The 23,324-nt window shown below is 72.2% G+C and carries 17 protein-coding genes; 2 read left to right on the forward strand and 15 right to left on the reverse strand.

The genetic code is table 11. The annotated features are described in order from the left end of the window. Positions 1-50: 50 nt before the first annotated feature. From ACWCO8_RS04175 to ACWCO8_RS04185, 3 genes are all read right to left on the reverse strand, one after another. Complete coding sequence (locus ACWCO8_RS04175) at positions 51-794, reverse strand: response regulator (RefSeq protein WP_451030805.1); 744 nt, start codon at positions 792-794, stop codon at positions 51-53. Beyond that, positions 791-1,966 (reverse strand): sensor histidine kinase, encoded by a 1,176-nt coding sequence (locus tag ACWCO8_RS04180; RefSeq protein WP_451030806.1) that lies wholly within the window; start codon positions 1,964-1,966, stop codon positions 791-793. The genes ACWCO8_RS04175 and ACWCO8_RS04180 overlap by 4 nt, the downstream gene beginning before the upstream one ends. Before the next feature lie 101 nt (positions 1,967-2,067). Continuing rightward, the gene (locus ACWCO8_RS04185) at positions 2,068-4,185 is read right to left on the reverse strand and encodes a DNA gyrase/topoisomerase IV subunit B (protein ID WP_451030807.1); all 2,118 of its coding nucleotides are present in this window, start codon (positions 4,183-4,185) and stop codon (positions 2,068-2,070) included. Between the two features lie 433 nt (positions 4,186-4,618). Here ACWCO8_RS04185 and ACWCO8_RS04190 point away from each other — a divergent pair, with 433 nt between their 5' ends. Further along, positions 4,619-4,849 (forward strand): DUF7455 domain-containing protein, encoded by a 231-nt coding sequence (locus ACWCO8_RS04190; protein ID WP_137992866.1) that lies wholly within the window; start codon positions 4,619-4,621, stop codon positions 4,847-4,849. 101 nt (positions 4,850-4,950) lie between these two features. On the opposite strand, the gene ACWCO8_RS04195 is transcribed toward ACWCO8_RS04190, so the two are convergent. From ACWCO8_RS04195 to ACWCO8_RS04230, 8 genes are all read right to left on the reverse strand, one after another. Continuing rightward, positions 4,951-5,769: a S1 family serine peptidase gene (locus tag ACWCO8_RS04195; protein ID WP_451030808.1), complete on the reverse strand. Its 819-nt coding sequence runs from the start codon at positions 5,767-5,769 to the stop codon at positions 4,951-4,953. A gap of 132 nt (positions 5,770-5,901) precedes the next feature. Next, positions 5,902-7,449: an RNA polymerase sigma factor gene (locus ACWCO8_RS04200; RefSeq protein ID WP_451030809.1), complete on the reverse strand. Its 1,548-nt coding sequence runs from the start codon at positions 7,447-7,449 to the stop codon at positions 5,902-5,904. A gap of 374 nt (positions 7,450-7,823) precedes the next feature. After that, complete coding sequence (locus tag ACWCO8_RS04205; RefSeq protein WP_362012217.1) at positions 7,824-8,711, reverse strand: FadR/GntR family transcriptional regulator; 888 nt, start codon at positions 8,709-8,711, stop codon at positions 7,824-7,826. Between the two features lie 160 nt (positions 8,712-8,871). Beyond that, positions 8,872-10,632 (reverse strand): ABC transporter ATP-binding protein, encoded by a 1,761-nt coding sequence (locus ACWCO8_RS04210; RefSeq protein WP_451030810.1) that lies wholly within the window; start codon positions 10,630-10,632, stop codon positions 8,872-8,874. 119 nt (positions 10,633-10,751) lie between these two features. After that, on the reverse strand, positions 10,752-11,516 hold the full coding sequence (locus ACWCO8_RS04215; protein WP_384506105.1) for an NUDIX hydrolase: 765 nt from the start codon (positions 11,514-11,516) through the stop codon (positions 10,752-10,754). A gap of 109 nt (positions 11,517-11,625) precedes the next feature. Next, a complete protein-coding gene (locus tag ACWCO8_RS04220) occupies positions 11,626-13,695 on the reverse strand; it encodes a glycogen debranching N-terminal domain-containing protein (protein WP_451030811.1) in 2,070 nt (689 codons plus the stop codon). Between the two features lie 115 nt (positions 13,696-13,810). Continuing rightward, entirely contained in the window at positions 13,811-15,166 is a 1,356-nt protein-coding gene (locus ACWCO8_RS04225) for a DUF4192 domain-containing protein (protein WP_451030812.1), read from the reverse strand. 214 nt (positions 15,167-15,380) lie between these two features. Then, positions 15,381-17,540, reverse strand: a complete 2,160-nt coding sequence (locus ACWCO8_RS04230; RefSeq protein WP_451030813.1) for a RecQ family ATP-dependent DNA helicase — start codon at positions 17,538-17,540, stop codon at positions 15,381-15,383. 354 nt (positions 17,541-17,894) lie between these two features. Between ACWCO8_RS04230 and ACWCO8_RS04235 the strand changes: the two genes are divergently transcribed. Further along, positions 17,895-18,524, forward strand: a complete 630-nt coding sequence (locus ACWCO8_RS04235; RefSeq protein ID WP_362012203.1) for a hypothetical protein — start codon at positions 17,895-17,897, stop codon at positions 18,522-18,524. Between the two features lie 150 nt (positions 18,525-18,674). On the opposite strand, the gene ACWCO8_RS04240 is transcribed toward ACWCO8_RS04235, so the two are convergent. The 4 genes from ACWCO8_RS04240 to ACWCO8_RS04255 all read right to left on the reverse strand — a co-directional run bounded on the left by ACWCO8_RS04240 (position 18,675) and on the right by ACWCO8_RS04255 (position 23,323). Continuing rightward, positions 18,675-19,304 carry a hypothetical protein gene (locus tag ACWCO8_RS04240; RefSeq protein WP_451030814.1) on the reverse strand — a complete coding sequence of 210 codons (630 nt, stop codon included), beginning with the start codon at positions 19,302-19,304 and terminating at the stop codon, positions 18,675-18,677. 91 nt (positions 19,305-19,395) lie between these two features. Continuing rightward, the gene (locus tag ACWCO8_RS04245; RefSeq protein WP_362012197.1) at positions 19,396-20,106 is read right to left on the reverse strand and encodes a ribonuclease HII; all 711 of its coding nucleotides are present in this window, start codon (positions 20,104-20,106) and stop codon (positions 19,396-19,398) included. Between the two features lie 205 nt (positions 20,107-20,311). Further along, positions 20,312-22,231, reverse strand: coding sequence for a DUF4153 domain-containing protein (locus ACWCO8_RS04250; protein ID WP_451030815.1), 1,920 nt, complete (start codon positions 22,229-22,231; stop codon positions 20,312-20,314). 180 nt (positions 22,232-22,411) lie between these two features. Further along, the gene (locus tag ACWCO8_RS04255) at positions 22,412-23,323 is read right to left on the reverse strand and encodes an ADP-ribosylglycohydrolase family protein (protein ID WP_451030816.1); all 912 of its coding nucleotides are present in this window, start codon (positions 23,321-23,323) and stop codon (positions 22,412-22,414) included. Between the last annotated feature and the right edge of the window lies 1 nt (position 23,324).

The raw sequence follows: 23,324 nt of genomic DNA on the forward strand, positions 1-23,324 counted from the left end.
TGGACAGAGCGGGAAGATCCCGGACTCTTCTCCCTCCTTACTTCACCCCATCAGGTGATGGTTTCGCCTGGTGGTGCGACGAGCCCATGCCGATATGCGTACCGGACGGCCTGCACCCGGTCGCGGACTCCGATCTTGGCGAAAAGGTTGTTGATATGGGTCTTCACCGTGGCGGTCGAGATGCTCAGGCGGGCGCCGATCTCCTGGTTGGAGAGGCCGTCCGCGACCAGGGCGAGCACCTCGGCCTCGCGCTCGGTGAGCCCGTCGGGCAGCGTGGCCGGTTGCCGCCGCGGCCGGCCTCCTGGCAGGTCACCGACGGGTCCGCCGCGCCGCTCGGGCTCGACCATCAGCTTTTCCAGCAGCCGCCGTTGGACGGCGGGAGCGAGTCCGGCCCGCCCGTCGAGCACGTCGTGCACCGCGCGCACGATCTCCTCCCCTCCCGCGTCCTTGGTGAGATAGCCACGCGCCCCCGCCCTGAGCGCCGGGAAGAGGGAGTCGTCGTCGGCGTACGTGGTGAGCACCACGATCTCCGTGCCGGGGTGTTCGGCGCGGATCCGCCGGGTCGCCTCGACTCCGTCGCAGCGCGGCATCCGAAGGTCCATCAGCACCACATCGGGGGCCAGTTCGGCGGTCAGGGCGACGGCCTCCTCACCGTCCTTGGCGGCCCCGACCACCTCGATGCCGGGCAGCAGGCCCAGCACGAGCACGATTCCCTCCCTCACCATGGACTGGTCGTCGGCGACGATCACCCGCGCGACCCTGCCGTCGCCCTGCCGGTTCCCGGGGCCGCTCATGCCGGCACCCTCAGCCGCACCGCGAAGCCGTCGCCCTCGGGCCCCGCGTCCAGCGTCCCGCCGAGGAGCTCGGCGCGCTCGCGCATCCCGAGCAGCCCGTAGCCGGAACCCGAGGCGCTCAGCCCCGCGCCGCCCGCGACCGCACCGGGTGCGCCCGAGTCCCGTATCTCCAGGGCGACCTCACCCGTCTCGTAGGCCAGGAGCAGGCGCGCCCTGGCCCCGGGAGCGTGCTTGCGGACGTTGGTGAGGGCTTCCTGCGCCACTCTCCGTACGGCCTGGGAGGCTTCCGCCGGCAGCTGTCGGCGCGCGCCGACCACCTGGACCTCGGCCCTGTCCTCGCGCGCCAGCTCCCGTAGGTAGTCCTCGACGGGCGCCATGTCGCCGCGGAGCGCGGAGAGCGCCTGCCGGGTCTCGGCGAGCCCCTCCCGGGCCATGGACCGGGCCGCGACCACCCGCTCCAGGATCGTCTCCCGCTCGGCGCCGGCCTCGATCTGGAGCCTGGCCGCCTCCAGGTGCACCATCTGCGCGGAGAGGCTGTGCGCCAGGACGTCGTGGATCTCGCGCGCGATCCTGGCCCGCTCGGCCAGGGCCGCGGAGGCCGCCTCGGCCTCGCGTGCGGCGCGCTCCTGGGCGAGCAGCCGGAACCCGGCGCTACGGGCTTCGGCGTCCAGGCGCAGGGAGTACCCCGTGAGCAGGACCGCGGCGGTGGTGACCGCGGCCCCCGCGACCCCGGTCTCGTCGGCGTCGACGAACCCCCCGGAGAGGAGCAGCACGGTGGCCAGGGCGACGAGCATCGGCAGTCGCTGCATCGCGGCGACGGAGACGACGATCCAGAGCAGGGTGGCGGTGACGTGCGCTCCCGCGAGGTGCGCCGCGAGGCCGAGGCCCGCGACGGCCCCGAGCAGGGCGAGGGAGGGCAGGAGTCGGTTGGCCAAGGTCGTCCGGTGGTAGGCGCAGAGCGCGGCCCCGGCCAGGACGAGGCCCAGCGGTGGAAAGACCCCGTACCAGCCGGGGGAAGCGCCCGAGAGATAGACGCTGATCACGGTCCACCCGCTGATCGCGGCGAACAGCAGTCCGTCGATCACGAGGCGGCCGCGTGGCACACCGACCCGGGTCAGTGCCTCCGGCGCGGGCCACGCGAACCATCGCCCGGTCGACTTGTTGCCTTTCACATCCGTCCCCCTCCGTCATCTCGATGCTACGGAGAGGGAGCGCGTCCGTGATCAGCTCAGGGGTGGAACTCGGTGGCTCCACCCGTGGGTGGAGCCACCGGCTACGCGTCGATCCGAGAACGGTCGAGCGTCGCCGCGGAGCTGGTGATGAACTCCTTGCGGGGCGCCACGTCGTTGCCCATGAGCAGGTCGAAGACCGTCTCGGCCGAGTCCAGGTCGCCGATGTTGATCCGGCGCAGGGTCCGGTGCCGCGGGTCCATGGTGGTCTCCGCCAGCTGGTCGGCGTCCATCTCGCCGAGGCCCTTGTAGCGCTGGATGGCGTCCTTGAAGCGGATCCCCTTGCGCTGGAACTCGAGCAGGGTCTGGCGCAGCTCGCTGTCCGAGTACGTGTAGACGTACTTGTCCTGGCCCTTCTTGGGCTGGACGAGCTCGATCCGGTGCAGCGGCGGCACGGCGGCGAAGACCCGGCCCGCCTCGACCATGGGGCGCATGTAGCGCTGGAAGAGGGTCAGCAGCAGGCAGCGGATGTGCGCGCCGTCGACGTCGGCGTCGACGAGGAGCACGATCTTGCCGTAGCGGGCCGCGTCGATGTCGAAGGTCCGGCCCGAGCCGGCTCCTATGACCTGGATGATCGCCCCGCACTCGGCGTTCTTGAGCATGTCCGAGACCGAGGACTTCTGGACGTTGAGGATCTTGCCGCGGATCGGCAGCAGGGCCTGGAACTCGCTGTTCCGTGCGAGCTTGGCGGTGCCGAGCGCGGAGTCTCCCTCGACGATGAAGAGCTCGCTGCGCTCCACGTCGTCGCTGCGGCAGTCGGCGAGCTTCGCCGGCAGGGAGGAGGACTCCAGCGCGGTCTTCCTGCGCTGCGCGTCCTTGTGCTGGCGGGCCGCGATACGGGTCCTGGCGGCCGCGACGGCCTTCTCCAGGACGGCCCGCGCCTGGGCCTTGTCGTCGCGCTTGGTGGACGTGAGGAAGGCCTTCAGCTCCTTGGCGACCACGTTGGCGACGATCCGGCGGGCCGCCGAGGTGCCGAGCACCTCCTTGGTCTGCCCCTCGAACTGCGGCTCGGCCAGCCGGACGGTCACGACGGCCGTGAGCCCTTCCAGGGCGTCGTCCTTGACGATGTCGTCCTCGGCGACGCGCAGCATCTTCGCGGAGCGCAGGACCTCGTTGACCGTCTTGGTGATGGCCTGGTCGAAGCCCGAGACGTGGGTGCCGCCCTTGGGCGTGGCGATGATGTTGACGAACGACTTGACCGTGGTGTCGTAGCCGGTGCCCCAGCGCAGGGCGACGTCGACGCCCAGCTCGCGGGTGACCTCGGTCGGCGTCATGTGGCCGCGGTCGTCGAGGACCGGGACGGTCTCCTTGAAGGTGCCCTGGCCGGTGAGCCGGAGCACGTCGCAGACGGCCTTGTCCTGGGCGAGGAACTCGCAGAACTCGCTGATGCCGCCGTCGAAGCGGAACGTCTCCTCGCTCTTGCCCACGCCCTCCAGGTCGCGCTCGTCGCGGACGACGATGGTCAGGCCGGGGACCAGGAAGGCGGTCTGCCGGGCGCGCTGGTGCAGGTGCTCCAGAGAGAGCTTGGCGTCCTTGAGGAAGATCTGGCGGTCCGCCCAGTACCGCACACGGGTGCCGGTGCGGGTCTTCGGGACGCGCTTGCCCTTCAGCAGGCCGCTGGACGGGTCGAAGGGGCTGTCGGGGCCCTGCTCGGTGAAGATGCCGGGGACGCCCCGGCGGAAGCTGATCGCGTGCGTCGCGCCGTTCCGGTCGACCTCGACGTCGAGCCGGGCCGAGAGCGCGTTCACCACGGAAGCGCCGACGCCGTGCAGACCGCCGGAGGCCGCGTACGAGCCGCCGCCGAACTTTCCGCCCGCGTGGAGCTTCGTCATGACGACCTCGATGCCGGACAGCCCGGTCTTGGGCTCGACGTCGACCGGGATGCCCCGGCCGTTGTCGCGCACCTCGACGGAGCCGTCGTCGTGGAGGATCACGTCGATGTGGTCGCAGTAGCCACCGAGAGCCTCGTCGACCGAGTTGTCGATGATCTCCCAGAGGCAGTGCATCAGACCGCGACTGTCGGTGGACCCGATGTACATACCGGGGCGCTTGCGGACAGCTTCGAGCCCTTCGAGTACGAGCAGGTGCCGCGCGGTGTAGTTGGAACCGTCACGGTCTGCGGTCAGCAGCGCACTGGACGGCACGGACGTCTCGGCGGTCACGCGGTTCGCTCCTCGCTGAATTTGAAAACTGGCCCGGTGGGGTAAGGCCCGGCGTCATTCACCGGTCAGAGGGTACCGATGCCTGGTAGAGCCGTTGTCACGCCACCCTCCTGATTTCTCATGCTAGTGCAGAGTCGTATGGGTGTTCGATCCCTCGAAGGGGTGACGCGAACATCACGTTCCCTTCGAGGCATGAACCATTTAGGCTCCGGGCACGTCCTCATGAACAACCGGCAACCCAGCCGGGAGGACGAAACCGAGACAAGCAATGCGAAATCCGTAGAGCGACGCAATACGGCTCATTCGCCGCCAACCGGCAGCAGACAGCCACCTCGGGAAGAAGTTTCGAGGAAAAGCCACGAGCGGGAACGTTTTCGGCCTGGTTGGATGTTGACCCTGGTACGACAGCTCGTCGAGCTAGAGAAGAGGCGACGTGACTACTGTTCTGACCCCCGCGAGCCCCCTGACGGCCGCTGACCGCTGCGACCGCTGCGGCGCCCAGGCGTACCTGCGCGTCGTCCTGACAAGCGGCGGTGACTTGCTCTTCTGCGCCCACCACGGTCGCAAGTTCGAGCCGGAACTCAAGAAGATCGCCGCGGAAATACAGGATGAGACCGACCGGCTCACCGATGTGCCGGCCAAGGCAGTAGACGAGGACCGCTGACGCCTCGCATCCACGACGAGCCAAGGGCCGGTCACTGATCGGTCGACGGGCGGCCACCCCCGCACCCAGGGGGTGGCCGCCCGTTCTCGTACCCCGAGAGCTCAGAAGCTCTCCGGCAGCACCGTCGAGACGCGGGTGTAGACGCCCGGGTTCTCGGGCTGTCCGCAGCCGCTGCCCCAGGACACCAGACCGATGAGCCGCCCGCCGGCCACCAGCGGCCCGCCACTGTCCCCCTGGCAGGCGTCCCTGCCTCCCTGCGGGTCACCGGCGCACAGCATCGTGGCGGACCGGTACGCCGCCCCCCAGCCCCCGGGATAGGCCCGCTGGCACGCGCTGTCGGGCAGCACCTGGACGCGCGCCGAGCGCAGGGTGGAGGCGTAGGTGCCGTTTCCTGTGGTGTCCCCCCAGCCGTACACGTCCGCCGCCGTGCCGGGCGTCTCGGCCGCGTCCCCGGGGACGGCGGTCTTGATCACATACGACTGCGGCAGCGGGCTCGCCAGCGTCAGTACGGCGAGGTCGTTGGTGTTGGCCGTCGGGTCGTAGTCCGGACTGATCCAGGTGCTGGAGACCCGGATCTCCTGTCCGTCCTGGCCGTGGAGAGCGCTCCGGCCCGCGATCACCTTGAAGTCGGGCAGCTGCGAGGGCTCGCCTCCGAGCACGTCCCTGCCCAGGCAGTGGGCGGCGGTCAGCACCCGCGTGGGTGCCACGACCACTCCCCCGCAGAACTGGCCCGCCCGCGTACCCCCGAACCGGTCACGGCTGGACAGCGCCACGGCCCACGGAGCGTCCGCGGCGGCGGCGGGCTGCCCGCCCACGACGACGCTGTCGGCGGCTGCGGGGGCGACGGCGGCGAACGGACCGGCCGCAGTCGAGATCAGGCCCAGGGCAGTGGTCACTGCTCGGGCGATGGGGCGACGCATAGAGCCTCCTGACTCTCCGGTGACGTCTGTTCACCCAGAGTCGTTCAGGCCTTCCCGCCGTGCACCCGCGCAATGCCGAAGGGCCCGGCCCCCTTTCGGGGAACCGGGCCCTCCAGTTCGAACGATCGCGGACTAGTCGAGGTAGTCGCGCAGCACCTGCGAACGGGACGGGTGGCGCAGCTTCGACATCGTCTTCGACTCGATCTGGCGGATGCGCTCGCGCGTCACTCCGTAGACCTTGCCGATCTCGTCCAGCGTCTTCGGCTGACCGTCGGTGAGACCGAAGCGCATGGAGACCACGCCGGCCTCACGCTCGGAGAGCGTGTCGAGCACGGAGTGCAGCTGCTCCTGGAGGAGCGTGAAGCTGACCGCGTCGGCCGGGACGACCGCCTCGGAGTCCTCGATCAGGTCGCCGAACTCGCTGTCGCCGTCCTCACCCAGCGGGGTGTGGAGGGAGATCGGCTCGCGGCCGTACTTCTGGACCTCGATGACCTTCTCGGGGGTCATGTCGAGCTCCTTGGCCAGCTCCTCCGGGGTGGGCTCGCGGCCCAGGTCCTGGAGCATCTGGCGCTGGACGCGCGCGAGCTTGTTGATGACCTCGACCATGTGCACCGGGATACGGATGGTGCGGGCCTGGTCGGCCATGGCGCGGGTGATCGCCTGACGGATCCACCAGGTGGCGTACGTGGAGAACTTGTAGCCCTTGGTGTAGTCGAACTTCTCGACGGCGCGGATCAGACCCAGGTTGCCCTCCTGGATCAGGTCCAGGAAGAGCATGCCGCGGCCGGTGTAGCGCTTGGCCAGCGAGACCACCAGACGGAGGTTGGCCTCCAGGAGGTGGTTCTTGGCGCGGCGGCCGTCCTCGGCGATGATCTCCAGCTCGCGCTTGAGCTTGGGCGCCAGCTTGTCGGAGTTGGCCAGCTTGTCCTCGGCGAACAGACCGGCCTCGATGCGCTTGGCGAGCTCGACCTCCTGCTCGGCGTTGAGCAGCGGGACCTTGCCGATCTGCTTGAGGTAGTCCTTGACCGGGTCCGCGGTGGCACCGGCGACGGCGACCTGCTGCGCGGGAGCGTCGTCCTCGTCCTCGTCGGACAGGACGAAGCCCTTGTTCTCGCCCTCGGCCTCTTCGTCCTCGCCCTTGCCGGGCGCGACGTCCTCGATGAGCTCCTCGCCCTCGACGGCCTCGTCGGCGTCCTTCTTGGCGGTGGTCTTCTTGGCCGCCGTCTTCTTGGCGACGGTCTTCTTCGCCACCGTCTTCTTGGCGACGGTCTTCTTCGCGGCCGCCTTCTTGGCCGGCGCTCCGGCCTCGTCGGCCGGGTCCGCGCTCTCTGCCGCCGGGGCCGCCGTGGCGGCCGCGACGCTCTTCGTCACGGTCGTCTTGGCGGTGACGGTCTTGGTGGCGGTGCGCTTGGCCGGGCTCTTCGCTGCGACGCTCTTGCGGGCGCGCTTCGGCGACTCCGCTGCACTGACCATCAGCGTCACACCCTCTTCCTCGAGGATCTGGTTGAGGCTGCGCAGAACATTCTTCCACTGGGTTGGCGGAATCTGGTCAGCCTCGAAGGCCCGACGCACGTCATCGCCGGCGATCTGCCCATCAGCCTTTCCCCGCTCGATGAGCGCCATCACAGACTCGGACTCGGCGATCTCCGGCGGGAGCGTACGGGATGTGCTGGCCGACACGAACAACCTCTCGGAACGATGGAAAACGGCTTCCGGCCCCGCCCAGGATCGGGCCGGAGCCGACGACCGTCGACGGGGAATGTGCCGACGGCGCGGGCTGGACCGGGGAACTGCACAGCGCCTGAGACGGCTGCTGTATTCCTTCCTCGGCTGTCACCTCTTAAGTCATCGCACGGCTCCGAGGAGTGTTACGCCCAATCCGCGTGGCCCGAGTCACACCCCATGTGCGACGAATGCGGCCAGAACGGGCGTTCGTCGCACATTCGCGCCACCGGAGCCCCCGCGACCCCGGGTCTCACCATGATTCCCGGGTTCCGCGCGGCTCCGGCGGCACGTGACGTGTACGCCTCGCGTGCCCGGCCACGGCCCGTAGGTCAGTGCTCGCGCGGAGCGGGCACGACGCGCTCCACCTCCGGGTGGACCGTGAGCAGCTGGCGCATGGCCGTCTCGGCCCCCTGGGCGTCGCCCGTCGCGAGGCAGTCGGCGATGCGCGCGTGGTGCGCCAGGCAGGACTCACCCGGGCGGTCACAGCCGGTGACCGGGCCGCCGGAGACCTGGAGCGCGGCGGCGACGATGCCGGAGAGGTGCTCCAGCATGCGGTTCCCGGCGAGCTGGATGAGCAGGGAGTGGAACTCGGCGTCGGCCCGGGAGAAGGTGATGCCGTCCCCCTGGGCATAGGCGTGGCCCATGATCTCGACCATGTCCGAGAGCCGCTGCTGGACGTCCTCACGGCCGTGACCGGCGGCGAGGCGGGCGGCGAGGGGCTCGATCGTCCACCGCAGCTCGTTGAGCTCGCGGCGCTGGTCGTCGCGAGCCGGGCCGAAGGCGCGCCACTCGATGATGTCGGGGTCCAGCAGGTTCCAGTCGCTGACCGGCCGGACCCGGGTGCCGACGTTGGGGCGGGCGCTGACCAGGCCCTTGGCCTCCAGCACGCGCAGCGACTCGCGCACGACGGTGCGGGAGACCTCGAAGCGCTGACCGATCTCCTCCGGGACGAGCGGGCGGTCCGCGCCGAGGTCGCCGGAGACGATCATCTGGCCGAGCTGCTGGACGAGCTGGCCGTGGAGTCCGCGGCCACGGCTGCCGGCGCTGCGACGACCGACCCGGCCGAGGTCCGTCTCCACCCCTTCCCAGGAGGGGGGACCCACGCGCTCGGCGACGGGCGCCTCCGCGTACGGGTAGCGATCGAGATCGCCCGGGGCGCCGAGGCCGGAGTCGACGGGACGGGCGGCGGTCATCATGGTGTGCGCAAGGGTACTCACGCATCCTTTGTCGGCGTGGCCCTCGTGACCCTTGAGGTCTTTGGTGAAAAGCACACGAAAGGGTGATCGGCGCCCCCTACACAATTGACGATTATTCGGACATAGCCGGGCATTTTCAAGAGAGTTACATGGGAACCGGAACGATTCGATCCGGTTTTGATCACCAACGCGCCTTGCGATGAAGGCCCGTGATCACATACGCGCAGAGGAGCGCGGTCAACGCCAGCGCCAGCGCCACCCCCACGGGCTGCGCGACCACCCGGAGGGCGCCCAGCAGCCAGCGGTCGGCCGCCACGGGCCACTCCATGCTGACGAATTCCCTCAGCCTGCCGGGGAGTCCGGCGATCGACCGGCCCGCGGGGCCCGCGGTCGTCTGACGCAGCAGCGGAGCCACGACGACGGGCACCGCGAGCACCGCCGCCACTCCCGCCGCGGCCACTCGGAAGACCCCGGCCCCGAGCACCCCCGCCCAGGCGCACCCGACGATCAGACCGAGCCAACTCGCACACAGAGTCGGCCAGTTTTCCGGTACGGGAATCAACTCGCCGCCGTACACGAGGCGGAGCGCCTCCAGGTCCGCCACCACGACGAGCACCGCGATGACCAGTGCGGTGGCGGCCGCGACCGCGAGCTTGGCGAGCAGAAGCCCCAGCCTGCGCGGAACGACCCCCCGACCGGTCGTGAGCGCCGGGTAGCGGTACTCGTCGCCGAACGAGAAGGCGCCGAGCAGCCCCGCCCCGAGCGCGGCGGGAGGCAGCGGCGACAGGGCGGGCCAGCCGGCGAGCACGGTCGGCAGAGGCGTCCGGCCACTGCGCGCGAGGAGCAGCGAGATCACCACAGAGGCGACGAGGACCGCGGCCACGACGAGCGGTGTCGCGGGCACGCCGAGCAGCCTGCGGATCTCGTACCGCAGCGGCCGCAGCGGCGAACGGGCCGGCCGCCGCCGGGGCTCCTGCGGACCGGGTTCCGACGCGGCGGCGGCAGCGGGCCGGTCGGGCTCGGTGTCGGAACGCCCCTCACCCCGGGTGTCGCGGCCGGTGTCGACGGGGCCGGTGTCGCCCACCTCGTCGGTCAGCCGGTGGATGAGGACTCCGTGGCGGAAGGCGGTCTCCCCGATGGCGGCGCAGTCGCTGCCGTAGACGGACAGGCGGTTGCCGCGTTCGGTGATCACTTCGACGGTGCGGCGCGCGGCGCGCGCCTCCTGGGTGACGGCGGCGGCAAGCCGCGCTGCATGCGGTGTGCGGACGGCCACGCGCGGCCGGAGCCGGGTGTGCGCGAAGTCCGCGGCCGCCTGGGCCGCGACGAGCCGTCCCTTGTCGAGGGTGACGATCCGGTCGGCGTTGCGGGCCGCGTCCTTGGGGTCCTCGGTGGTGTAGAGGACGGTGCCGCCCTCGGTGGCGTGGGCGCGCAGCAGTTCGTGCAGCCAGGCACGCTCGCGTACGGAGAGCCCGGCGCCGGGCTCGTCGAGCAGCAGCGTGTGCGGGTCGCCCAACAGGGCCGAGGCGAGGCCGAGTCGACGGTCCATGCCCCGGGAGAGCCGGCCGATGCGCTGGTCGTGCAGGCCGGCGAGTCCCACGAACTCCAGCATCTCGTCGGCCCTGGACGCGGGGACCCCCGCTGCGGCGCTCAGCATCCGCAACTGGCTGCGCAGGGTCCGTGAGGGGTGTCCGGGAACGTCACCGAACAGCACGCCCACCTCGCCGGCGGGGTGGGCGATGCGCTGCAGGGGGCGGCCGCGGAAGTAGGTGACGCCTCGGCCCGGCTCGAGTTCGAGCATCAGCCGCAGGGCGGTGGTCTTCCCGGATCCGGCAGAACCGAGAAGGGCGGTGACCTGCCCCGGCCGTGCGTCGAAGGTGAGATCGTCCACGGCGGGCGGGAGCTCGCGGCGGGGGCTGCTGGTGAGTCCGATGACCTGGAGCATCGCTTCTCTCGCGGTAGGTGAGACCGCTCCGCGGCAGGGCGGCTATCGAAGCAAGATAACGCTACATTTCGGACTTTTGGTGCATGGTTGAAGCCACGGGTCGCCCCGGAGCGGGGCGCTCAGACCTCGGGACGGAGCATCGGCGGGTTGAGCAGTGTCGCCCCGCCCGCCCTGAACAGCTGCGCGGGACGCCCGCCCTGACGGGTCGTGGTGCCGCCCGCAGGAACCAGGAAGCCCGGCGTACCGGTCACCTTCCGATGGAAGTTGCGCGGGTCGAGCGCGACACCCCACACGGCTTCGTACACCCTCCGGAGCTCGCCGACGGTGAACTCGGGCGGGCAGAAGGCCGTTGCCAGCGAGGAGTACTCGATCTTCGAGCGGGCCCGCTCCACGCCGTCACCGAGGATCCGCGCGTGGTCGAACGCGAGCGGCTCGGCCTGCCCGTCGTCGACGGATCCGTCCTTGCCGAGCAGCTCCTCCACCGGTGCCCAGCGGGCGCTGTTCGCGTCGCCGCCCGCACGCGGAGCGGGCAGATCGGGGGAGAGCGCCAGGTGGGCGACGCTGACCACCCGCATCCGGGGGTCGCGCTCGGGGTCGCCGTAGGTGGCCAGCTGCTCCAGGTGGGCGCCGTTGGCCGGCACGGGCGCCGGGGCACCCGGGTCGTGGACGCAGAGGCCGGTCTCCTCCACCAGCTCGCGCGCCGCCGCCATGGTCAGGTCCTCGTCGGCCCGGACGAATCCGCCGGGCAGCGCCCACCTGCCTTGGAACGGCGCTTCTCCCCGCCGCACCACCAGGGCGCACAGGGCGTGGCGCCGCACGGTGAGCACGACCAGATCGACAGTGACGGCGAAGGGCGGAAAGGCCGACGGGTCGTAGGGAGGCATGCCGTGATCATAGTCGTCTTCCTGACGATAAACACGCCCCTCCCGTGCATCGACGTCGACTTCTTCCCGCTCCCCCGGGACCGTGCCATTGCTGAGGGGTTGCATCCCTTCAGCCCCCCAGCTGGAGGCCGTCGGCGGCCTCCTCGACCATGCCGAGGCCCAGCCGGCTCACCCGTGCGGCGAACGGCTCCCCTGCGACCCGGACGCCCGACAGCTGTACGGCTCCGAGCGGAGCGGACCGGACGGGGTGCAGGGCGACCGTGCCGCCGGGGGCGTCCGGCCGGATCCCCACGAGGGCCGTCACAAGGTGGACCGCACCGGCCGCCGCCACCGCCGCGGGCCGACAGGCCGTCGGATGGGGAACGGGGGTCGACCCGGTCGTCCGCACACCGCCGCCGTACATCTCGGGCAGCCGGTAGCCGAACGCCTCCGCCGCGTCGACGGTCCCCTTCAGCAAGGACCCCGCTTCCCTCTCGTATCCCGCCGCGGCGAGACCTGCGACGGCCACCGCCGTCTCATGGACCCGCACCGCACCGGCCCGGTGCCCGAAGGGGTTGTGGCCGGGCTCTTTGACACCGAGGCTGCGCAGCCCCCAGCCGGAGTCGAGAGCGGGCGTGCCCAGCAGGCGGGCCAGTTGTTCGGTGGAGGCCTTGTCCAGCAGGCCGGGTGCGTACCGCCCGCCGCCGAGGAGCCCGGTGTCGAGCAGGTGTGCCGCCCAGCCGCCCAGCTGCGTCCACGGCCGGCCGCCGGGCACCAGGGCCGCGGCGGGCCTGCCGCCGGACCTGTCGTCGAGCCAGAACACCGCCCGGAACCGCTCGCGCAGGGCGCGAGCCCACTCCCGCCATTCGTCGGCCCCGGGGCGTCCACAGCCGTCGAGGAGGTCGGCGCCGAGCAGGGCCGCGCGATGGGCGTGGGCCTGGGTCTCGGCCCGCCACGGCCCGGCGGGGCCCGGGTCGGGGACGAAGCCCTGCGCGTCGGCCGCGCCCCTGAGCCACTGGAGGCACCGTTCCGCGGTGGGCAGGAGCTCCACAAGGTCCTGCTCGGGGAGCCCCCACCGCCTCGCCTCGGCAAGGACCGTGGGGAAGGCAAGCGTGGCCTCGATACCCGTGCAGCGCGGAGGGAGGAAGGGGCCGGCGTCTCTGAGGGGCCCTTGGATGCGGCCCCGCGCCGGCCCCGGCCCGTCGAGCTGGGCGCGGGCCAGGGCTCGGAGCGTCGTGACGGCGAGTCGGGTGCCGAGCGGGAGGGCCATGCGCGCCGCCCAGAGCGCTTCGGCGGTGGCGGGTCCGCAGCGCCAGGGGACTCCGGCGGCGAGGTGGACATCGCTCGGGTGCACCGGGTCTCGCTGCAGGAGCGCCCGCAGGTCGTCGACGGCCACCCGCAGGAGCTCGCCGATCCGGGGATCGTCTCCCTCGGCGCGCGCCTCCGCGAGGACGACGCCACTGGGTCGGCCCGTACCGGTGCCCACGGCTCCGGAGGGTCGGGGGGCGCGGTCCGCGCGGACCCTGAGTTCGATGGTCCGGGTCGCCCCGGGAGCCAGCTCCATCTCCCAGCGAAGGAGTCCCGCCGCGGCCAGCGCGTCCGTCGGCGGTGGGTCGGCGCTGACGGAGGCGTACCGTCCGTCACCCGCTGTCCAACGCATCCCCGTGCCGTGAACACTGGCGGCGATTTCGGGTCCGGCCCGCCCCGCCGCCACGGCGCCCAGGTCTGCGAGATCCGTACCCAGAGCGATTTCCACCGGGAGCCGGAGGGGTCTGCCGACGGAGCTGCGCAGGGTGATCCGCTCGGTCCCGTCGGCGTCGCGTGAGCGCTCGACGGTGAGTCCGGGGTCGGGGCCGATGTCTCCCGCCGTACGGACGGCGGAGAGGAAGACCGCGCGGTCCGCCGAGGCCTGGCGGCCCTGCAGGGCGAGAGGTTCTCGGCCGGCCACGCGCAGCACGGAGCGGGCGAGGAGGCGGCGCCCGGAGAGGTAGACCCCTTCGAGGCCGTGACCGGTGAGCTGGCCGTGATCGGGCGAGATCGCGAGGCCGGGCAGGGCCACGCAGAGGAGCGCGTGGTGCACCGACGGCGGTTCTCCCGGTCGGGCGGTGGCAGGAGGCGTAAGACCGCCGGCGGACGCCTGTCCGGCCGGGAGTCCGGGGGCTGCCGGGAGTCCGGGGGCTGGGGCGGGACGGGAGGCCATGGGTGGTGTGCGGTGCTCTCTGTGCGATCCGGGCTGCCGACAAGGGTTCGGCGGCACGGGTCGTCGGGCTCCGCCACAGAGGTGAACGCCGCTGCGGGTGGCCTGGTCACGGGCGTCACCGCCCGCTCCTCGTCCCGCGCTGTCCGCCCGGCCTGGTCGCGGCACCCCGCGATCGCTGGGTGGAGCCCTTGCCGGGACGGGTCCCCGCGGTCGGCGCAGCCTTCCTCGGGGCCTTCGCGACCTTCCCCGCCTTCGCCTTGGCGGGACGGTGCGCCGCGGCGTGCTGTTCCAGGGCCGCCGCCCTCGACCCGCGCTCCTGCCGCAGGCAGCTCCGCAGGGATTCGGGGTCCAGCCCCTCGTTGCAGGCCTGGTGCAGCAGGCGGGCGAAGACGTAGTCGGGGTCGGAGTCCAGGGCGAGCCCCAGGGCGACCCGGGCGGCCGGCTCGTCCCCGGTGGACCAGGCCACCCAGCCGGCGAGCGTGAGCGGAGCCGCGGCGTGCTCGCCGAACGGTGCGACGCAGCGCCGGGCCAGCACGCGCCACAGCCGCAGCGCGGCGGCGCCCTCGCTGCCCTCCATCCATTCGGCGGCCTGGTCCCGTGTCTCCCGGTCCTGGAGCCCCAGGATCAGGGCGGCGGCCTCGTCGGCGTCGAGGATCGCGTCGTCGGCCGCGTCCTGTTCGGCCGTCGCGGCGCCACGCACGCCGGCCGGCGCGGGTGGCACGGCCGGGGCGTCGAAGCGTCGGAGGACCTCGCGGGCGAGGTCGATCGTCGTCTCCCTGACCTCTGCACGGCCCGCACCGGGCGGACCGTCGAAGATCTTGGGGACGATCACGGCGGAGGCCTCGTTCAGCGCCGTGCGCTGCCGATCGTCCTCGGACGAGGGCGACGCACGGGGCGTGAGCCGGGCCTCCATGTCCCGCAGGGATCCCCGGACCTGGATTCCGGCGTAGGCGGCGGACGCGGCCATGACCGACGTACCGGTCAGCGCGAGGGGTGTGCCGTCGGGCGGGCAGCAGCGGGTGTCGGGGCAGCAGTAGGAGAAGTACAAGCCGTCGGAGATGCAGAGTGCTTCGTAGACGGGAATGTCGAGCGCGCCGCAGGCGGTGCGCAGGCGCTGGGCGAACGGGCGCAGCCGCTCCATCACATGACGGCCCGTCTCACCGGGCGCCGGGTCCTGGCAGAGGAAGACGACGATGCCGTCCGGCCGGGTGCCGCGCCGGGTGCAGCCCTCGACGAGGCACTCGGCGAGGTGTTCCGCCGTCGAGGGCCATTCGTTCGCGGAACGCGGGATGCCGAGCCTGACCCGGCCGCCGAATCGTCCGAGCTCACCGTGGAGCGCGACGAGGACGACGGAGTCGCTCGGGTGAAAGCCGAGCATGAACGGGAGTGCGTCGGCCAGCTCGGCGGGGCCGCGCAACGTGATCTGCTGGGATTCGGTCGTTCCACGGAATTCGTGCGGGTTCGTGTTCATGGTCACGACGGTCTCGCGCCGACCGCCGACTCCGAAAGCCCTGTGGATAACTCCCCGGCCGACCCGCCCGGCAGTTGTCCACAGCTCGGACGGCTCGCTCGCGCGATGTCCGAGGCATCGGCTTACCTGGGGTCATGAACCACACAGACCGCCAGGACACGTGGCGCCCGTCGAAGCCGTTCAGCGACCGAACGCACGGGCGCCCTGCCCGCATTCACGCCGATGCCGCGAGAACCAGCGGGAGAACCGGACCGCTGCCGGCGCGGCGGAGCTGACGGGTCGCGACGGCGAGGGTCCAGCCGGAGTCGGTGTAGTCGTCCACCAGCAGGACGGGCCCGGCGGCGCCTGCCACGGCGTCGGCCAGCTCCTCCGAGACGGTGAAGGCACCGAACAGACCCTTCAGCCGTTGCGCGGAGTTGCTGCGGCGTGCCGCTTCGGCGCCGCTCGGCCCGGTGTAGGTCAAGGTGCCGAGGTAAGGGAGGCGACCGATGGACGCGATCCCCTGCGCCAAGGAGCCGACGAGCTGCGGTCGGCGGAGGGACGGCACGGCGACGATGCCCACGGGCCGGGCGGAGGCGTCCGCGACGTTCGGTGCCCACCCGCCGGCAGAGCGCGCCCAGTCGGCCAGGACGGCCACCGCCGCCTTCAGGACGTCGTCGGGGACGGGACCGTCGGGGGCGTTCTCGGCCAGCAGGGGGCGCAGTCGGTTGCCCCAGCCGATGTCCGAGAGCCGGCCGAGGGCACGCCCGGTGGCCCCCTGCTCACCGGCGGGGATACGTCCCTTGAGGTCGATGCCCAGGGCCGGCATGCCGGTCGGCCACATCCGGCGCGGCTCGACCTCCACACCCGGGCGGTCCAGCTCTCGCGTGGCACCTGTCAGCGCCTCGGTCGAGACGGAGGAGCCGATCCAGGCACCGGCGCAGTTGTCGCACCGGCCGCACGGCTCCGCGCCCTCGTCGTCCAGGTGCTGACGCAGGAACTCCATCCGGCACCGGGTCGTGCTCACGTAGTCGCGCATGGCCTGCTGCTCGGCCTTGCGCTGCCGCGCCACCCACGCGTACCGCTCCGCGTCGTAGGCCCACGGCTGCCCCGTGCTCTCCCAGCCGCCCTTCACCCGCTTGACGGCCCCGTCCACGTCGAGGACCTTGAGCATCGTCTCCAGGCGGGTGCGGCGCAGATCCACCGCCGCCTCCAGGGCCGGCACGGACAGCGGCCGTCCCGCGTCCGCGAGGGCCGTGATCGTCTGGCGCACCTGGGCCTCGGGCGGGAAGGCCGTGTCGGCGAAGTAGCGCCAGATCGCCTCGTCCTCCTTGCCCGGCAGCATCAGCACCTCCGCGTGCTCCACCCCACGTCCGGCACGGCCCACCTGCTGGTAGTACGCGATCGGCGAGGACGGCGAGCCGAGGTGGATCACGAAGCCGAGGTCGGGCTTGTCGAAGCCCATGCCCAGGGCCGAGGTCGCCACCAGCGCCTTCACCCGGTTCTGCTGCAGGTCGGCCTCGGCCTGCAGCCGATCGGCGTTCTCTGTACGGCCCGTGTACGAGTCCACCGTGAAACCGCGCTGCCGCAGAAAGGCCGTGGCCTCCTCCGCCGCGGCCACGGTCAGCGTGTAGATGATCCCGGAGCCCGGCAGCTCGTCCAGGTGCTCGGCGAGCCAGGCCAGGCGGTGGGCCGCGTCCGGCAACTGGACGACTCCGAGCCGGAGGCTCTCCCTCTCCAGCGAACCGCGCAGGACCAGGGCCTCTCCGGCGCCCGTGCCCAGCTGCTCGGCCACGTCCGCGGTGACCCGCGCGTTGGCGGTCGCGGTGGTGGCAAGGACCGGCACGCCCGGGGAGAGCTCTCCGAGCATGGCCCGCAGCCTGCGGTAGTCGGGGCGGAAGTCGTGCCCCCAGTCGGAGATGCAGTGCGCCTCGTCGACCACGAGGAGACCGGTCGTGGCCGCGAGCTTGGGAAGCACCTGCTCGCGGAAGTCGACGGAGTTGAGCCGCTCCGGACTCACGAGGAGAACGTCGGTCTCGCCCCGCTCGACCTCCCCGTAGATGGTGTCCCACTCCTCCGGGTTGGCCGAGTTGATGGTGTGCGCCCGGATACCGGCCCGCTCCGCCGCCTCGACCTGGTTGCGCATCAGCGCGAGCAGCGGCGAGATGATCACCGTCGGACCGGCCCCACGGCGCCGCAGCAGAGCCGTCGCCACGAAATACACCGCCGACTTGCCCCAGCCGGTGCGCTGCACCACCAGCGCCCGCCGACGCTCCTCCACCAGGGCGGACACCGCCTGCCACTGGTCCTCCCGCAGCCGCGCGGAGCCCCCGGGATCTCCCACGAGCTCGGCAAGGATGGCGTCGGCTTCGGCACGGAGCTCCAGGTTGTCCATGCCCCCATGCAACCCGATGGCACTGACAATCGGCCAATTCACTCGGAGCGACATCTCGCTCTCGAACAGTCCCCGGCGCGGGCACCAGCGAGGCCGGTTCGGGCGCGTTCCCCCTGATGCCTGACGTCCAGGTGTGAAACGGAGCGTGAACAGTGGGTGTCTGGGCAGGGATATGAGTGCCATACCGACCCATTCCAGTCAGCGGCGTCAATTGCTCGTTGCCGCTCGCGCACGGGCCAGCAAGAATTGGGAAACCGCCCGGCATGGCCCCGCACGCGGTCCGGAAGGACTGTGCCGTGGTGCGCCCTCACTCGACCCTGCCCGCCCAGCGGGCGCGTATCCGAAGGGAGGACCGTGACCTTCGGATTCGCTCCGTCCGCAGCCACTTCGATCAACTCGTCGACCGAGTCCGCCAGCCGCCTCGCTCGGATGCTGGAGCCGGCGGAGTGGGCGGCGGCCGAAATCCCGCTGCTCCGCAACCCCCGTGAGGTCGTCAGCGGGCTGCACACCCGCCACCGCCCGACCCCGGCGACGGCGGTCGTCGCCGTGCTCGACCACGAGGAACGGCTCACCGCCAGCGCGTCGTTCACCCGTCGTCCGGTCCCGGCGGACGGCTGGGAGTTCCGCAACGTGCTCCTCGCCCATCTGCGCCGCGTCATCCCGCACGATCTGCGCCGCCGGACACCCGTGCGGACGGCGGTGCTGCTCTACTGCCGGGACGGCGACGAGCGGTGGACGGAGGAGGACGGCGCCTGGATGTGGGGCCTGCGGGACGCCTGCACGCTCCACGGGCTGCGCTGTGGCGCGTACATCACCCTGACGCGCGGCGGCTGGCAGGTGCTGGGCGAGGGGCGCGGCGGCCGGTACCCCGGCTCGGGTTCGCGCCCCGCACCGCTCGGCGATGTTCCGTCCGAGCTCGGTCTTCTGACACCCCGTACGGCCGGCGGTGCCGCCGAACCGTTGCGCCGAACGGCGGCCCGCTGAGGCGGACCGCACCGGCCACGAGGCGGGGCCAAGGCCCGGCCGCCCCTAAGGGCAGCCGGGGCAGGACCACGAGAGTGATCCTGCTCGGACCTCGGACGTCAGACCTCGGCGGTCAGCCCCCCGGACCTCAGGCCTCAGACCTCGTGCAGGTCAGACACCCACGCCGAGCACGCCGTTGATGCGCTGCGGGTCGCCGCAGACGATGAGCAGCGCGGTCGCGCGCCCCCTCGCCAGGGGCAGCGCCTTGGCGACCGCCTCCTCGGCTCCACCGTTGACCGCCACCACGACCACGGGCCGGGCGGCCGCCCGCTCCACGGCGTCGGCGTCGGCGAAGAACACGTCGTCGCCGGCGTCCTGCTGGGCCCAGTAGGCGGTCTCGCCGAAGGACAGCTCGTGCGCCGCCCACGGGTGCTGCTCACCGGTGGTGAGCACGAGGATGTCGCCGGGGGAACGGCCGCTGTCCAGGAGCAGATCGACGGCCTCTTCGGCGGCGTCGACGGCGCCGTCGACCGGGGCCGGGATCAGCTGGATCTGCGGGCCCGTGCGCTGCTCGGAACGATTCTCCGGACGGGTCGACGGGGTCTGCGCGGCGCCGGTGTGCGGGCGGGGCATCGGCGGTCCGGGCCTGGCCGAGCCGGGACCGGGACGCCCGGGACGCGGCGAGGCCGCGGAACGCGGACCGGGTACGGGACGGGGGGTCGGCGCGGGGTGGCCTGCGGCCGTGCCGCGGGGACCCTGGGCACTCTCGTGAATCTGAGGCTCCTCGGGGAAGAGAGGCATGAGTGGATGTCTATCAAACGCCGGTGCGCGGGGCTCCGGCGGGTGGGCACAATCGTGCGACCCGGCCGTCGGCATGAGCCTGCCGGGAAGTTCAGAAATCGAAGCCGAGTTGGCCCCCGCTTTCCAGTGCGGCCGCCTCGGCGGAGATGCGGATCTTCTTGAGGTGCCGCCACTGGGGCAGCGCGTCGAGATACGACCAAGAGAGCCGGTGGAAGGGCGTCGGTCCCCGCTCTTCCAGGGCGGCCTTGTGCACCGGCGAGGGGTAGCCCGCGTTGGCGTCGAAGCCGTATCCCGCGCACCCCTGCGACTCGCCCTCGAGCTCGGCCATCATCGCGTCGCGCCGGACCTTGGCGATGACCGAGGCCGCCGCCACGGCGATGCAGGACTGGTCGCCCTTGATCACCGTACGGACCTTCCAGGGGCTGCCGAGGTAGTCGTGCTTCCCGTCGAGTATCACCGCGTCGGGGCGGACCGGCAGTGCGTCCAGCGCGCGCACGGCGGCCAGCCGGAGCGCGGCGGTCATGCCCAGCTCGTCGATCTCCTCGGGGGAGGCGTGGCCGAGGGCGTAGGCGGTGACCCACTTCTCCAGTTCCGCGGCCAGGGCGGTACGGCGCTTGGGGGTGATCAGCTTGGAGTCGGTAAGCCCCTCGGGGGGCCTGCGGAGGCCGGTGACGGCCGCGCAGACCGTCACGGGACCGGCCCATGCCCCGCGTCCGACCTCGTCTACTCCGGCGACGATCTTGGCGCCGGTGGTGGCTCGGAGCGAGCGCTCGACGGTGTGTGTGGGTGGTTCATAGGGCATGGCGCGAGCAAGGTTACGCCGATGGGCACCGCCCGCGATACCCGGATTCCCCTCGGATGTCCGAACGGGCCGTGTGAAGCCGGTCCGAGACGGCTTGATCTGATCGATCGCGGGGCATCCGGAACGCACGCACCCCGGCCCCTTCCGCTCTCGAGCGGGCCAGGAACCGGGGTGGTGCGCGGCGCGGCGCCGACCTCTCCGAAGATCAGGGGGCCCCGTATGGGTCGCCGGACCGATCGCCGTTCTCGTAGGGGTCGTAGCCGTCCAACCTGCTCACCGCTCCGCACTCGGCCGGGCTCCGGTCGACGCCCCGCTCCGCCAGGAGCGTGCGCGCCCTCGCCTCTGACCAGCTCGTGGCGTACCAGCCTCCGTCGTCGCCGCGCAGGCGCACCTCGATACCGAGGAGGGCGCAGGAACGCTGTGGCTCCGGAAGCCGGTCGAGGGCGGGTACGGCGTCCGCCGAGAGCGCGGCGAGATAGGGAATGTCGATCTTCTTGGAGCTGCTGAACCGCTCGACGTTGCGTTCGGCGACGAGGGCGTCGGGCGAGGCGAGGCCGAAGGCGAGTACGCCCGCGGCGGCACTGACGGCCACCGCGCGGGGCAGCAGACGCGCGCCGAAGATCCCGGCGGCCATGATCAGCAGAATGACCAGACCCAGCCAGATCTCCATGGCGGCCACGGAGATGCGCAGCCGGGTGAGCCCGTACGCGTCGACGTACAGGTCCATCCTGCGCAGCGCGGAGGCGACCACGACGAGCGTGAGGACGCACAGGGTGCCGAGGACGGCACGGACGAGCGTACGGTCGCGGGCGCCGTCGCGCGGCGCCCAGCGCAGGGCGAGACCGATCACCACGAGGGTGAGCAGGGTGGCCATGAGCAGCTGCCAGAAGCCCTGGCGGGCGTACTCGGAGTAGGTCAGGTCGGTCTCTTCGAGGACCTTTTCGTACCCGCCGAAGAGAACGGCGAGTTGGACCCCGTTGAACGCCGCGAAGAGCAGGTTGAGCACGATCAGCGGAAGGGCCCACTCCAGTCGCGCGCGGGCCCGGCCGGGGCGGATCACCATCCGGTCCCAACGCAAGGGCGCGGCGGCCGTACGGGCGAGGGCGATGGCGCCGAAGAGCCCGAGCAGGAAGAACGAGAGCCGCCAGGGCGCCTGCTCCAGCGAGATGTCGGGCATCAGCGAACCGAGCAGGTCGGCGAAGGCCGCGTCGGCGCCAGCGAACAGCGCGCCGAAGACGACGAGCAGGGCGACGGCCACTCCGACGGTCCGCACGACCGGGCCCCACCGGCCGCGCGAGCCGTCCGCACGATCACGTACGCCGCGCCAGATCCAGCCGGTCCCTGAACCGAGGGAGTCGAACAGACCGAAGGGCGCGAAGAGAACGCTCGGCCAGCCCCGGCCGCCGTGCAGAGCGAGGGCCGTCACGCCGATGGCGGTGACGATCGCGAGGAAGGTCGGCCATCCCGCGTCCCGGAGCGCGGGGACGGCGAGGAGGGCGAGGGCCCCGATCGCCCAGACCAGCGTCCAGGGCCGGAGCCGCCTGCCCGCCGCCCGCGCGGCGAAGGCGGCCGCGAGGACCGCGGGAGCGGCCACGATCATCAGGTTGAGGCCGATTCCCTCGTCGAGGAGCAGGGCGGACAGCAAGGCGGTGGCGAGGACCGCCCAGAGCGTCGGGGCGGTGACCTGGGCCGGCGCGGCGGGGCGCAGTCGGGTCAGCCAGGTGTCGCCGGGGGGCGCGGGCGGAGCCCAGGGGTGCGGCGGCCTGCCACCGGGCCACGCCGTCGCCGGGGCCCGCTGGTGGGGCGGCGCGTACGGCGCGTAGTACGGCCCCGGCGGTACGGGACCCGGGGGCACGGGACCGGGAGCGGGACCCGGGGGCACAGGAGCGGGACCGGGAGCGGGACCGGGACCGGGCTCCGGCTTGCGGTCGGCCGTCGTCCCCGCCTTCGACTCGGCAGCGGTCTCCACCTTGGGCTCGGCCGCTGTCCCCACGACGGGCTCGGCAGCGGTCTCCGCCCTGGGCTCGGGCGTGGGCTTCGGCTCGCTGACGGGCTGAGCTCCGTCCTGCGGTAGTGGATCGGACGGTATGTCGGACACGGGACCCCCTCCCGACCCGGCTCGCATGCGGTGCCTCGCCGGCGGAGGGCTGCGGTCCGGGTGTCGTGTCGGCGCGCTCTTGACATGATCAGCGCTGCGGAGTGGCCGACTCTAACGGCGGTCCGCCCGTTCGGACCCGACCGGACGGCGCTGTGTCAGGACCGTGACACTCACCTCCCCGTTCCCGGGGTACGGGGAGGGGCCGGATCAGGGCCGTACGCCGGCGGGCACCCAGTCCGGCAGTTCCTCCGTCCGCTCCAGCCAGGAGGCGGGCGGCGCGCCGGCCGCACCGGAGGCCACGACTCCGCCGGCGATCGCGCAGGTGGTGTCGACGTCGCCGCCGACCTGGGCGGTCGTCCAGAACACCTGCTCGTAGTCGCCGAGCGCCCGGGCCGCCGACCAGAGCGCGAACGGCACGGTGTCGTGGGCGCTGGTACGGCGCCCACTGCCCAGGACCGCCGCGACCGTCCCGGCGTCGCCGTAGTCGAGCATGTCGCGGGCGCGGCGCAGCCCCGCGCCGACCGCGCTGCGCGGTACGAGGGCGATCACCCCGTCCAGGAGGTCCGTCGGCGTGGGCGGACCCGCCGGGTCCGCGGCAAGAGCGGCGGCGGCCGCGACGGCCATGGCGCCGACGACGGCCTCACGGTGCTGGTGCGTGGTGTACGCGGAGATCTCGGCCTGGTGGGTCGCCTGCTCCGGGTCGTCCGCGTACCAGGCGCCGAGCGGGGCGATCCGCATCGCGGCCCCGTTGCCCCACGAGCCCTGACCGTTGAAGAGCGCGGCGGCGAGTTCACGCCAGTCGCCGCCCTCCCTGATGAGCCGGAGCATCCTGTTGACGGCGGGGCCGTAGCCCCGGTCGAAGTCGTGGTGCTCGGCGAACGCATGCGCGAGCGCGTCCTGGTCGATCCGCCCGTGGCTCACGAGCACGGCCAGGACCGAGCCGGCCATCTCGGTGTCGTCGGTCCACTGCCAGGTGCCGGGAGGCAGCTCGCGTCGCTTGAGCAGCGGATAGTTGACGGGAACGAAGAACTGGGAGCCCAGGGCGTCTCCCACGGCCAGCCCTCGAAGGCTGGCCAGGGCGCGTTCGAAGCGCCGGTCGAGAGTGGAGTCAGCGGTCATC

The organism is Streptomyces sp. NPDC001927, assembly GCF_053594455.1.